Raw genomic sequence first — 12079 nt, 5'->3', positions numbered from 1 at the left:
AAGTTATGAGTGAAAGAAGACGGAAGAAAGATTCAGTAAAGCTTGTTTGGGATACTAAGCCTAAACGCGCCCCCAATCCCAAAGACATTGAGTTTCAAACTGCTGAAATTGTAATGCCTAATCTTCAAGATTATCAAAGAAACTTAACTTTATTTGTTGTTCCTAATTTTGAAGATGAAATGACAGCATAAATTTATAAATTGATGGCTAAATTATGACAGTTAGTATTTTGGACAAACTCAAGTGGAATCGTTTGATATGGGGTGATAACTTGCTAGCAATGCAAGCATTACTAGCCAATGGTTATGCTGGTAAAGTTGATTTAATCTATATAGATCCGCCTTTTGTTAGCAGTGCTGATTACTCAATTCAAGTGATAATTGAAGGAAAACAAGTAGAAAAAGAAGCAAGTATTATTGAAAGACTTGCATATACGGACACATGGGAAGGAGGAATAGATTCCTACCTTGACATGATTTATCCTCGTTTGCAATTAATGAAACGCCTACTTAATGATAATGGTAGTATCTACATTCATCTAGATTGGCATATTTCGCACTATATGAAGCCGATTCTAGATGAGGTATTTGGTGCAGATAGGTTTGGTAATGAAATTGTTTGGAAACGCGCCAACGCTCATAGTGATGGAAAACAAGGTCGCAAAGCTTATGGCAACATTTCAGATACAATTTTTTACTATACAAAAAATCCCGAAAATTATACTTTTAATACTCAATATACTAGCTATAGTCAAGATTACATTGATGATTTTTATAAGCACATTGATGAAAACGGTCGCCGTTATCAATTAACTGACATTACGGGACCAGGAGGTGCTGCTAAAGGCAACCCCTACTATGAGGTTATGGGAGTTTGGAGACATTGGCGTTACAGTCAAGAAAAAATGAACCAGCTTATTGATGAGGGTAGAATTATTCAAACTAAGTTTGGAACTGTACCGCGTTATAAGCGCTACCTTGATGAAATGCCTGGAGTTCCAATACAAAATATTTGGGATGATATTTCTGCATTAAGTTCACAAGCTAAAGAACGTCTAGGATACCCTACACAAAAACCTGAAACCCTCCTTGAACGTATTATCCAAACCTCTTCTAATGAAGGAGATTTAGTCGCAGATTTCTATGTAGGGTCAGGAACTACTCTAGCTGTAGCCGAACGTCTAAATCGCCGATGGATTGGTTGCAACTTAGACAAAGTAGGCATTCAAGTCTCTCGTAACCGCCTAGTAAACCAAGATGCTAAACCCTTCCTACTAGAGAACATTGGTAACTACCAGCGCCATATGATTTACCTGTCTGGTAGCAAAATTAATGAGATGCAAAAGATTATCCTCAAGCTGTATGGTGCAGAACCAAAAAGCGATCGCCCCGACCTTGGCATTCTCACTAACGATGATAACGATCCTGAGCTAGCTTATGTAGGCTACCCCGACCGACCTATCACTGCTAAAAAAGTCATTGAATTAGCTCAGGATGCTCAGGTACTTGATGGTACGGGTTACAAAACATTGGTAGTCCTGGCTTGGGATTATGATTACAACTTCAGCACTGAACTAGAAAGCCGCAAGAAAGCATTGAGTGACAGGCTAAAGGTAGAGATTAAGACCCTGACCATTCCTCCAGAAATTTATAACTACTTGAAGAAAGCCAAAAATGAGAATGAATTAGATAATCTGCGGGACAAAATTGTATTTCATGAAAAGCCTTATCTACGGGTGAGTAAACCGGAGGTGAGAGACGCTGGGAATGGAAATGTGACAATTTCTATTAGCATTGACCGTTATGTATTAATGGACTTTCCCATCTCTGACGACAAACAAAAAGCAGAACTGAGAAAAGCTATCAAAGATAACTTTGCTGCCCTCATTGACTATTGGGCAATTGATTGGGACTACGACGGTAAAACCTTTCGCTCAATGTGGCAAGCCATTAGGGGCAATGGTAAGCAAACCAAAACAGTGATAACAAAAGCTGAGAGTTTGGAACTTCCAGCAGGAAAACGGACAATTGCAGTGCGTCTAGTCGATGTATTTGGTAACGATGCTAGTGCAACGGTGGAAGTGAAGTAGCAATATGTCTCAGATTGGAAAATACACTAAAGGGTAAATCTCATGAAGAATCATCGCTTAACTAAAAATACAAGTTTTCTCAAACTCATCTCTTTATCAATACTTTTGGCTTGTAGCTTTTCATTAATTAAAACTGAAGCTGCTAGTGCAGAATGCGGAGGAATTTATCAGCAAGAAATTCAAAAGGGAAGTATTGATGGAAAGCCTGCTAATGTAAGGATAGCATCTTGGGCGCATGGAAGTTGCGAGGATTTTAAGACAAGAGAAGGAGTTTTCAAATTTAGGTCAATGTTGGAATGGAAAGATAATTGCCAAGGTACAAGTTATGCAGAATGTGGTGTATTGCAGCACTATTTAAATGAAAGAAGGATCAAAATACTAGGCAATTTTGATGGTTCAAGATCATATGGCTGGAAGTTTAAAGACTCCAAGGGAAGAATACGTCGAGCAATCATTTATAAGTAAGTATGTATAGAAGAAATTAGGCAACCATAGTCGTTTAGTTTCCTGCCTTCTCTGCATACTTCACTGAGATATTCTAAGTTTAATTTAGTATTAATGCAAATGCCGCGTTCAACAGCCAAGATGAAAGAAAAGTTTTTTAATAAAACTACAAATAATAGTTGAAATGGAATTTAGTCAATCAGAAAATATATCAAACTGTATATTGTTACAACAGTATCTAAATCTATAGCGACCGATGCCTTCCTGCTTTATACTTCTGTATAGTGGTGCTAATCCATCTAGAGCTTCATTTAAATAAGTTTATTATAAACAAATTGGTCTTTTGATATTGTGTTTTATATGATTAATTTGGCTTTAATAGCCTAAGCAATAAAGAGTTAGTTTTTGCAAATGTGACGAGACATCAAATTTACTAGGGAAAAGAATGTCGGAACGCAACTAACTACTCTCATCTGTAGGTGTAGACTACACTCTTCTATACAGCTTACTAGCATCTAGTCAGTGGCAAAAAGCCGATGAGGAAACTGGAGCCGTAATGTTGAAAATAGCTCGTCGTGTCACCGCAGGTTGGCTCAGGGAAGAGGATATTGAGGGTTTTCCCTGTCAAGACTTGCTTTCTATCGACCGTCTATGGATGCAGTACAGCCAGGGACGCTTTGGCTTCACCCCTCAAAGCCAAATTTGGGAAAGCGTAGGAGAGAATTACAGTCAGTTCAGCGATGCTGTTGGTTGGCGCTCACATGGTAGTTGGCTGCAATACTCCGCTCTCACCTTCACCCTAAATGCTACTGCTGGACACCTGCCAGCCGCACCGTTTTTTAAGTCAAATCTGCCTATAGGCTGGGCTGCTTCTTTGAAGTCAAAACTTGCTGACTGCTGCGATGAAGATTTTTGAAAGAAGCGATCGCACCCTGCCAGTTCTAGGGGAAATTCAAACTACCTTATAAATATGTCTTTCATAAATATTGTCTAGGGATGATGAACCGAAATATCTCTGATACTCTTGAACTGCGAACGAATCCATCATGCCAGCAATATAGTCAACAACCACTCGCTTTCGTGTTTTCTCATCATTTGGTTTCTCATTAGCAAGCGCTCTGAACTCTGGTGGTAATAATAATAAGCTTCTATTAAAGTTTGAATCTGTGTAAACCTCAAAAAGACCTTTTATAATTCGTTCGCCTTGCTTTTCATAAAGCTGAACATCTTTCTTCCTTAAGAGTGCTTTGAAAACTAATTTTTTGAGTCCTTCAGCTAATTTGCTTAAACTTTTGTACCCAAGTTTTATCGAACCCTCATGCTCCGTTATCCCAATATCACACATCAGTGTATAAACAATGTTTGATGTTAATTCTTTTCTAATAAGGAATGAATATTCTTCTGATGTATCAAGTCGTGTTGCCCTCATTGCTACTTCTCTTGACTTTTGAGCGATTTGATTAAAGCTTTCACTAGCAGACTGATACTCACTACTAATACTAAACTCGTGCATTATCTCAGCTAAACTCACAAGTCCAAAGCTAATAGCATCTTCTAGATCGTGAGCAGCATAAGCAATTTCGTCAGCTAAGTCCATAATTTGAACGTCAATACTTTTTTGGATATAAGTATTTTTCTCGTCCATCTGGTTTTGTAAAAAATCATAATCTTCGTTGTACAAAAATTTCTTAGGATTATGATTCTTCCTATAAAAGTATTTTGTAACCCCTAATAGAGTCCTTAAGGTAAGATTTAATCCAGAAAAAGCATAACTTTTCTTCTCCAAATGTCGAAGAATTCTGAACGTTTGAGCGTTGCCCTCATAACACCCGACATCTTGGGATAATTCATTTAAGACTCTTTCACCTGCATGACCAAAAGGTGGGTTGCCTAAATCATGCGCTAATGAACAAGTCTCAGTAACAATAGGAGCTTTTAATCCTAAATCTCTAGCTATGCTACCAGCGATTTGTGCAACTTCTAAGCTATGAGTTAATCTATTTCTATAAAAGTTAGTAGGATCTATTCCTAATAACTGCATTTTGCCTTGTAATCTGCGGAAGGAAGAACAGTATAAAACTCTAGCATAATCACGTCTATATTCGTCTCTATCTACGCTACGTTCATTATCAGGCTCTTTGTGTTCTCTCTCTTGAAATTTTTTAACTTGTTGCTCTAACTCTTGGGCAAAATGGCATAACTCTTGGTCGTACATAGCAATCACTTTCCTCAAATAATCTTTATTTCCTCATTGCTCAACCTAGACAAATGAGCTATTCTATCCTCAATCTGTGCTTCCTATTCCTCTACACCTTTAAGGCATTGTTAGGAATGCGAATAATCAACAAGCCTTTCAACACGGGATCTTGTTTTAAGTATTCCCATAGAATTAGGTTTTCAAGCAGCTAGTGATAAAGTAGCTCCGTTCTTAAGGTAAGCGTATTGATGACAGGGCGATCGCTTTACTTGGCAGCTAAATATTGCCATGTGCTATTGCTAAAGACCAATTTTCCTTATTAAGCAGCGATCGCCACCTTTCAATCAGCCCTAACTGCACACTTGTTACTTTAAAGATTGGCAAAGCCTTCAATCTGCACTCCTGAATGCAGGTTTTGACGCTTGTTTGGCGTATTCTTCTGTCAGTCCTGCATAGTCTTCGTAAGCAGGCAGCGTCTCAAAGCTATGAACCGCTGGGGTTGTCGCCCAGGGTAGCTTTTCCCGCGTCCAAGTTTCGATGAAAGGAACGAACCCTGCTGTCTCATCTAGCATGGTTGCACGTAGATTAACAAATTCGTCTATTCCTTCGGGTCGGGTAAATATCCAACTCATGCAATGTGGGCAGAAGTAATGTCGTGTCGCCCCATGTAAGCCACCAGTCGTTGGCTCACCTGTCAGTATCGAGAATCCTGCGCTGGGGATCGCAATGCTTAAAGAAAAAGCGCTGGCGGTCATTCTCTGGCAACCTGTGCAGTGGCAAGCCATCGTCAGCAAAGGTGGGACACTTACCTTAAACCGAACCTGTCCGCAACGGCATCCACCTTCCCAGGGTAAATTCCAATCGTCCATCATACCCGTCTTTGTTCTTTATTTATAATACTGCGTGGTTGTTCAGAAGTATTGAATATTTAATCGCATTCGATGACAATGATAAGAATATTGCCTTCTTATCTACTTTTAGCGATCTCCTTACTAATAAATACCCCATCTGCGATCGCGTAGTGTGGGCTTTGCCTAATCGCTTCCCCTCTATTGAGTTTTAATACAATGCTATTGATCTACTATCATATTCTAGATTAATTAATAACTGATTCATTAGCAATATTTCTGTATTCATAAGCTTATTAATATAAAAGATTTACATAATTAAAAAACATTAAGCGTCATTTGATAGAAAGTAGCAAACTCACCAATGTTGAACTGCGTTATACTTTCAACAAAATTAACTTCACTAGGTTTTAAATAGCGATAGCTTTGCGGTGGTTGAAAATTATTCCACTCTTGCCTCAACCTTTCTAACTCAATCGGTTGCGAGAAATGATGAGTTTTGTTTAAATAAATTCCACATCCTACTGATAACCCTTTATAGTAAGAACGAAATTCTTTATAAGATATGCCTGCAATTTCTTTTACCTCTTTCCAAAGTTCTAAAAGAGGTTTTTGCACAACTTTTTCGACTTCAAAAGCACCAATTAAAGCTTTTTTGGGTGATGATGCGTAGACAATGACCAAATCACCTTCTTCAAGCTTAGGACGAATGCGACGTAGTTCGACCACCTTCATTCCATCAAAAATTTTATTAGCATATTCTGGTTTTATTGATAATAATATTATTGTATTCGCCACTATGGTTTACTTCCACAATGATTTTTATATTCCTTGATTATACAACTTTTTAAAGCATCCCATAGAAATTTTTTGTGGAGATTGCAATTGAATATTTTTACCTAATATTTCCGGCAACTACTTAAATGGAACTGGATTACTAAATAGCTCAGTATCACTAAACCGGACTGCCATTATTTGATTGTTTAAATCTTTGTTAGCAGTTTCAAATACATTTTTAAACTCGTAAACTCCTAGTCTTTTAAACTGTCTAAAGAGATTTTTAGGAGTGTCAATAATAATTTCATCTAATCTTGAACAAGCACGTATCGATTGTACTTGATAGTAGCCCTTAACTTTTTTGTTTTGACTAACGTACCATAAAATTCGACCAGGAGCTTTTAATTCGCCAGAGTTTAATTTAGAGCGATAGTAAACAACTTCGCGCCTGAGAGCAATTTCCTTATTAGCACCAAAAATATTTTGCCTAGCAAGATGCTCATCAAACAGATTTTCCGCCCATTGTGGTTGAATTGGAATAATAAAACAAGGAATTTCTGCATCAATAATTTTGGCTGGATACAAACAGCGCTCAATCTCTGTTGTTAATCGAGCATCCTTAATGGTCGTTAGCTCGCTCAAAGCTGTGGCAAATTGTTGACAAAAACTATAGTCTTGCTTCTTGAAAGTATTAGAGAAGTGACTTTCTTCCTTCATAAACTTTGTTTCTAACTCAGAGGGTAGTTGAGTTAAGTAATTAGATAGTTCTAACGCTGTTTTAACCACTGCCAAGTTAGCTCTCAACCATTCATTTTCAACTCGAATAAAACAATCTTTTATCAGTGTTTGAACCGTACTCTCGTCTAAATATTCATCTGTAATTCGTGTAAACTGGCGATTTTCTTTAGCCGCAATTTTGATAGATAATAGAATCAGATGACTTATTACAGTCTGTGAAAACTTATAGTTACGCCGAATACGGAACATCGGGATTTTGAGTTCATAGGGTAACTGACGACTATAGATGATAAATGCTAGCGGATCTTCTTGCTCGTCACGAACAACATAGCATTCAAAGCAATTTGGGTCAGCAATCGCTCTCTGTAGTTGATGTTGAAACTCACTTAGGGTTTCTCCATTTTTATAAGATAGAAAAGAGTCAGCTAGTTTTTTTTGTTGTCCTGCTTGAACCAGCCGTTTTTCAATTGAAGTACCTGCTAAACGAATAGGCTGATAATCAACTTCTCTACAAAGCTCATCTAATCGAATAATTAAATCGCTAGGTCGAAGAATTAATACGTTAAACTTTGTGTATATTAAATCTTCTTTATCTAGAATTCCCCTATCACGAGTGATAAAAAATTGAACTTTTGCTGCAATTGCTCTCGCTAAATGCCTCATATCTGAAGCTTCATTTTCTGCCATTCTTCCACAACATTCAAAGAAATACTGCTCAAGAGCTTGACAGGTTATTTGAAACTCTTCATGGCTACAACTAAGACGTGTAAAATTTGAAGCAAATGCTCGTAGCTTCTTTCGTTGAATCTCATCCGCACAACGATTTATTTCAATATCTATCTCATCGGTAAGGCAAAGCTCTACCTCTGACTGTAACCAGTCAGCAGCTAGCGATTTAGAATCTTCTACTTGCCGATTAGTATTATCCTCATCTAAGTCAAAGAATACATTGGTGTCTATAGCAGCACACAATTTAGTACCAATTGCTTGCTCCGCAAGCAGCGTTAGTAACTTTGGACGCTTATGCTCTAAGAACCAAATTGTTAAGAGTTTTCCAGCTTTATTTCTACCAGGTTTCTCAGATCGGGGTGTAAATCCGAAAGATGACCACATTTTATCTAATCCATAATCACGGCGACAGGACAACTTGATTCCATCTAACTCTTTTGTTTCTTCAATCAAGTGGTTAATCAGTTGCTTGGCGACGTGTTTACCTCTCCAGTCCTTATCAACGCAAAGATGAGCAATGCAAGCTATATGCTTAGAAATTCGATACATCAAGTAACCAACACACTGTTCCTCTGGAGACAAAGCAACAACGACACATTTATTTGCTGCATAATCTAGGAAAGCACCCTGTGGCATCTGACCCAGCGTTTTTGCATTTGTTCTTCCAAGTGTGATGACTGCTTCCAAGTGAGGTGAGTTGCTATCAATTACCTCAATCCGAATATTTCTTTCCACAAGTATTAATTACTTTTTAAAAGATTGCTATAAAGTTTAGTTTACTTAATGAAATCGATATAAATGTTGTAAAAAAATGGACTTAGATGCAAGTTAATTGACAAACATCCTTTATTCTGGTCGCCTTTCATTTTGATTGGGGATGCGAGGTGGATTATTTGTTTAGTACAAACGTACTGATACTAAGATTGTTACACTGTAGCACGATAGCATGATAACCGTGATAGGGTGTTAGTATGATATTGTCGTTCAAGGACGTAGGTACTGAAGATATTTTTAATGGCGAAAATACTAAGTCTGCGCGTAAAACCTGCCCTCAAACCTTATTTAACGTGGCTTTCCGAAAGTTAGACCAAATCGATTCTGCCGTTGAACTAAACGATCTGCGCGTTCCACCAGGCAATAGATTGGAAGCTTTAGAAGGCGATCGCATAGGTCAGCACAGTATTCGGATCAATGACCAGTACCGCATTTGCTTTATTTGGACAAAAAACGGTGCTGTAGAGGTTGAAATTGTTGATTACCACTAAGAAACACTTATTCGCAGGCAACTAAGATGATTCGCATTCCTACTCATAGAGTTCCGACACATCCTGGAGAAATGTTGAAGGAGGAGTTTTTAGAGCCTCTAAACATAACGCAGGTCACTCTAGCTCAAGGAATTGGAGTTTCTTATCAACGAATCAATGAGATTATCAACGGAAAAAGGGGCATCACGGCGGCAACTGCGCTACGTTTAGCTAAATTCTTTGGAATGTCACCTGACTTTTGGCTAAATCTGCAATTGCGATGGGATTTGTATCACGCACAGAAGAAGGAAGCTGCTGAGATAGAAAAAATTGAACCGCTAAAACTATAGAAAGTTACAGAGCTAATGATAGAAACCCCTTACTATCTAAAAGGTTGACTCCATCTCTGCCAGTTTTCTTTGTTAAAAGGCGGTTGCCACTTCTGGATTAGGCTTAACTCTAACTGCTGCCTTGGTTTAGTTTGCACAGGCGCATCCCACCAAAACGCCATGTTGATTGCCGATGAAAGCCCATGCTGGTAATGCAGACTTTGGTAGTTATCTAGATACCTTTTACAGTCATGAGTTCCCTGCCATCGTTTGTTACTCCTACACGTCTCACCGATGTACAAAATTAACTCGACAGCACTATCTAGCACAAAATAAATACAAGCCGCGCCTGGACTGTCCACTGGTAAGCGATAGAACGACATTGGATGTATGCAGAGGTTGAAAGGGTCTATCTTGTCGGGGTCAATGTGCGCCTTAGCTACATCAAACAAAGTCCCCTGCACAAGCTGATTTTCTTTCGTGCGTTGCTGGTGCGCCGCAATTTTCGTTTTCCACCGTACTAGCGCTTCCGCATCCATACATAGGCTTTCTGGCTTGCAGGCACTCTTAGGGAGCGCAATGTCTGCAAATAGATCGAGTTGATTGGCTTCCAAAAGATAAACTCTAGTTCCAACCAAATCATCATAAATCCCCTAGAACTAATGCGATCGCCCTCCAATTTTTGGGAAAACTAGAGCCGTAGGAAAAACTACGTCCAGAGCCACAAACCGCGATCGCACCCTATGAGCGACTTCCCTATCATCCTAATTCCATCATCAATTCAACGAGCGAAGTTAGCGCTTCCACCGATACCCACCTTCACTGAGCCAACACCCAAACAGCCAGGAGCAAAACCGCAAAAAATTAACTATCTGCTCGTCGCCATAGAAGCAGCACTAGCTATAGTATTCAGCGCTGCCATGTCTTCAGGTAGTGCAGGTCTGGGATTCTTATCGTTCCTTTCTGCCGCAGGAGCGATCGCATTTCAGACATGGCAGCAAATCAAAACCTATCCTCAACGCAAGCGCGATTATCAGCGCGAAGTTAGTGATTACCCCAAAAAGCTTGAAGACTATGATCGTAAAAAGCGCCAGCACGAAGAGGAAAACACAGCCTCTCAAACCCCTGAGCGGATTGATGAATTTCGCTATAACCTGCTGCGGGATGTTCTCAGTCGGACAAGCCCCCATGATGGCGATCGCAGTATTGCCACACGAGGTTGGTCAGAAGCTAGGTTTGGCGATCATCTAAGGCGGTACTTTCCAAGCAAGATTTACTCTGGGCTAGTAGTTAGAATTCCAAATTTTGACCATCCCTACACCCCAGACTTCACTTATATTGACTCCTCACTGAACCTATATATTGATATTGAGGTAGATGAGCCATACGCCTACAACACCAAGGAGCCTACGCATTTTCTAGAAGCTTGGAAAGACGACAATCGAAACAAATTTTTTCTAGGTAGAGGCTGGCTTGTAATCCGCTTTAGCGAGGAACAAGTTGTTCGCCATCCTCAAAGCTGCTGCAAGACTATTGCCCAAGCGATCGCATCAGTTCTAGGGGATACCTCCGTGTTGAATCAGTTCGCTAATACTCCTGACTTGCAACCTATGAGGCAATGGACTCAAAGCGAGGCAGAGGATATGGCTACTAACGACTACCGCGATACATATTTGCAACAACCTAGCAACCTTGCCGATGGTCAAATTGAAGTCAGACCGCAGCTACCTGTAATATCGTTGCCAAAAACTCGCGCTCGGAGTCGTGGGGCTGCTCGTGCAGCAAGAAGGGCAGTTTCGTCCACATCATCATCAAATACTACAGACCCCCGCCCGTTACCCTCACTAACAAACTGCCCTTACTGTGGTGTAAAAGTTCAGCCTACAAATTTGGAATCTCATAAGACAGCAAAATGCCCTAGAAGACCTGCTTGAAATTTGCCCTCTCACTTGCATAGTACGCTCCGCAACTGCCTCTGTTGATATCGCCCTAAGCGCAAGCTCCGCTAACGCACTCCATCAGTTCTAGGTAGAAACTTAAGCTGCCAAGCGTTCAAGCGCTAGACCTTGAGCGCCGTTTGCATTCTCACGACAGAATCGAAATCACGACTACTTTTTAAGGTTAAGTGTCAAGCTAGATTATTGATGAAATACTTGTCACGTATAACTAAGCTAAATACTTGACAGTTTTACGCTTGAAAACTGCTATTAATACTCCTACTTAATCGCTAAATGTTACTAAGTGCTACTGATTTGGGCTAAATATCTATGCCTTAATAGAAAGCTAGTTTTGCATAAATAACTTCTACGTAAGGTACTTCTTTAAACTACTCGGTTTGCAATCAATAAGGCAGTTCAATTTGAGCGATTAAAATAACTCGCTTACTAGACAGAGGGTTAACTTCTTGTGAAACTTTTAATAAGTTTTACTTCATGCTAATATGTATGCACCAATTATAGAGGCTCTGCTAACTATGAAGTGTTTGTAAATAGTTACTGCTCAAGTGTCATACCTGCTGTTTTAGGGCTAAATGTTTTAGGAAACTTTGTTGGACAAGGGTGGTCTACCAAATTATATTTTTTACAAGTAGCTGGCTTAGTATTCCCATCTGTATACTTCGCTTTGTCTAATTTTGCTCCTTGAAGATTTGCTTCTTGCAAGTCTGTTCCTTGAAGATTTGCTCT

The 12079-nt window shown here is 39.4% G+C and carries 12 protein-coding genes and 1 pseudogene; 7 read left to right on the top strand and 6 right to left on the bottom strand.

The annotated features are described in order from the left end of the window. The first annotated feature begins 5 nt into the window (after positions 1–5). The 4 genes and pseudogenes from UH38_RS18930 to UH38_RS18915 form a co-directional block, all read left to right on the top strand. Complete coding sequence (locus UH38_RS18930; protein WP_045056250.1) at positions 6–191, top strand: hypothetical protein; 186 nt, start codon at positions 6–8, stop codon at positions 189–191. Between the two features lie 23 nt (positions 192–214). Then, positions 215–2089: a site-specific DNA-methyltransferase gene (locus tag UH38_RS18925; protein WP_045056249.1), complete on the top strand. Its 1875-nt coding sequence runs from the start codon at positions 215–217 to the stop codon at positions 2087–2089. A 42-nt stretch (positions 2090–2131) separates the two neighbouring features. Further along, a complete protein-coding gene (locus UH38_RS18920; protein ID WP_045056248.1) occupies positions 2132–2554 on the top strand; it encodes a hypothetical protein in 423 nt (140 codons plus the stop codon). Between the two features lie 460 nt (positions 2555–3014). Continuing rightward, positions 3015–3449: pseudogene (locus UH38_RS18915) on the top strand (GUN4 domain-containing protein); the annotation flags it as partial. Between the two features lie 36 nt (positions 3450–3485). Here the strand turns inward: UH38_RS18915 and dgt are convergent. The 4 genes from dgt to UH38_RS18895 form a co-directional block, all read right to left on the bottom strand. Then, entirely contained in the window at positions 3486–4748 is a 1263-nt protein-coding gene (gene dgt, locus UH38_RS18910; RefSeq protein ID WP_045056247.1) for a dGTP triphosphohydrolase, read from the bottom strand. 371 nt (positions 4749–5119) lie between these two features. After that, positions 5120–5599 carry a GFA family protein gene (locus UH38_RS18905; RefSeq protein WP_045056318.1) on the bottom strand — a complete coding sequence of 160 codons (480 nt, stop codon included), beginning with the start codon at positions 5597–5599 and terminating at the stop codon, positions 5120–5122. A 297-nt stretch (positions 5600–5896) separates the two neighbouring features. Continuing rightward, on the bottom strand, positions 5897–6376 hold the full coding sequence (locus tag UH38_RS18900) for an ASCH domain-containing protein (RefSeq protein WP_045056246.1): 480 nt from the start codon (positions 6374–6376) through the stop codon (positions 5897–5899). Between the two features lie 117 nt (positions 6377–6493). Continuing rightward, on the bottom strand, positions 6494–8557 hold the full coding sequence (locus UH38_RS18895) for a GNAT family N-acetyltransferase (RefSeq protein ID WP_052672451.1): 2064 nt from the start codon (positions 8555–8557) through the stop codon (positions 6494–6496). Between the two features lie 236 nt (positions 8558–8793). Between UH38_RS18895 and UH38_RS18890 the strand changes: the two genes are divergently transcribed. Continuing rightward, a complete protein-coding gene (locus UH38_RS18890) occupies positions 8794–9087 on the top strand; it encodes a type II toxin-antitoxin system RelE/ParE family toxin (RefSeq protein WP_045056245.1) in 294 nt (97 codons plus the stop codon). A 26-nt stretch (positions 9088–9113) separates the two neighbouring features. Then, positions 9114–9416, top strand: a complete 303-nt coding sequence (locus UH38_RS18885; RefSeq protein WP_045056244.1) for a HigA family addiction module antitoxin — start codon at positions 9114–9116, stop codon at positions 9414–9416. 32 nt (positions 9417–9448) lie between these two features. Here the strand turns inward: UH38_RS18885 and UH38_RS18880 are convergent, their stop codons facing one another. After that, complete coding sequence (locus tag UH38_RS18880) at positions 9449–10033, bottom strand: hypothetical protein (protein ID WP_235355351.1); 585 nt, start codon at positions 10031–10033, stop codon at positions 9449–9451. 105 nt (positions 10034–10138) lie between these two features. On the opposite strand from UH38_RS18880, the gene UH38_RS24940 reads away from it, so the two are divergent. Then, entirely contained in the window at positions 10139–11329 is a 1191-nt protein-coding gene (locus UH38_RS24940) for a PDDEXK family nuclease (protein ID WP_052672450.1), read from the top strand. Between the two features lie 558 nt (positions 11330–11887). On the opposite strand, the gene UH38_RS18870 is transcribed toward UH38_RS24940, so the two are convergent. Beyond that, a partial coding sequence (locus tag UH38_RS18870; RefSeq protein WP_045056243.1) for a pentapeptide repeat-containing protein occupies positions 11888–12079 on the bottom strand: 192 nt, incomplete at its 5' end.

The sequence above is a fragment of the Aliterella atlantica CENA595 genome (assembly GCF_000952155.1).
GTDB lineage: Bacteria > Cyanobacteriota > Cyanobacteriia > Cyanobacteriales > Chroococcidiopsidaceae > Aliterella > Aliterella atlantica.
The sequence above is the reverse complement of the archived record's forward strand: the minus strand, read 5'-3'. Positions and strand labels throughout refer to the sequence as shown.

Excerpts from the sequence above, each read along its gene's own strand:
- UH38_RS18930 (WP_045056250.1), top strand. The coding sequence starts at position 6 with ATGAGTGAAAGAAGACGGAAGAAAGATTCAGTAAAGCTTGTTTGGGAT.
- UH38_RS18925 (WP_045056249.1), top strand. The coding sequence starts at position 215 with ATGACAGTTAGTATTTTGGACAAACTCAAGTGGAATCGTTTGATATGG.
- UH38_RS18920 (WP_045056248.1), top strand. The coding sequence starts at position 2,132 with ATGAAGAATCATCGCTTAACTAAAAATACAAGTTTTCTCAAACTCATC.
- dgt (WP_045056247.1), bottom strand. The coding sequence starts at position 4,748 with ATGTACGACCAAGAGTTATGCCATTTTGCCCAAGAGTTAGAGCAACAA.
- UH38_RS18905 (WP_045056318.1), bottom strand. The coding sequence starts at position 5,599 with ATGGACGATTGGAATTTACCCTGGGAAGGTGGATGCCGTTGCGGACAG.
- UH38_RS18890 (WP_045056245.1), top strand. The coding sequence starts at position 8,794 with ATGATATTGTCGTTCAAGGACGTAGGTACTGAAGATATTTTTAATGGC.
- UH38_RS18885 (WP_045056244.1), top strand. The coding sequence starts at position 9,114 with ATGATTCGCATTCCTACTCATAGAGTTCCGACACATCCTGGAGAAATG.
- UH38_RS24940 (WP_052672450.1), top strand. The coding sequence starts at position 10,139 with ATGAGCGACTTCCCTATCATCCTAATTCCATCATCAATTCAACGAGCG.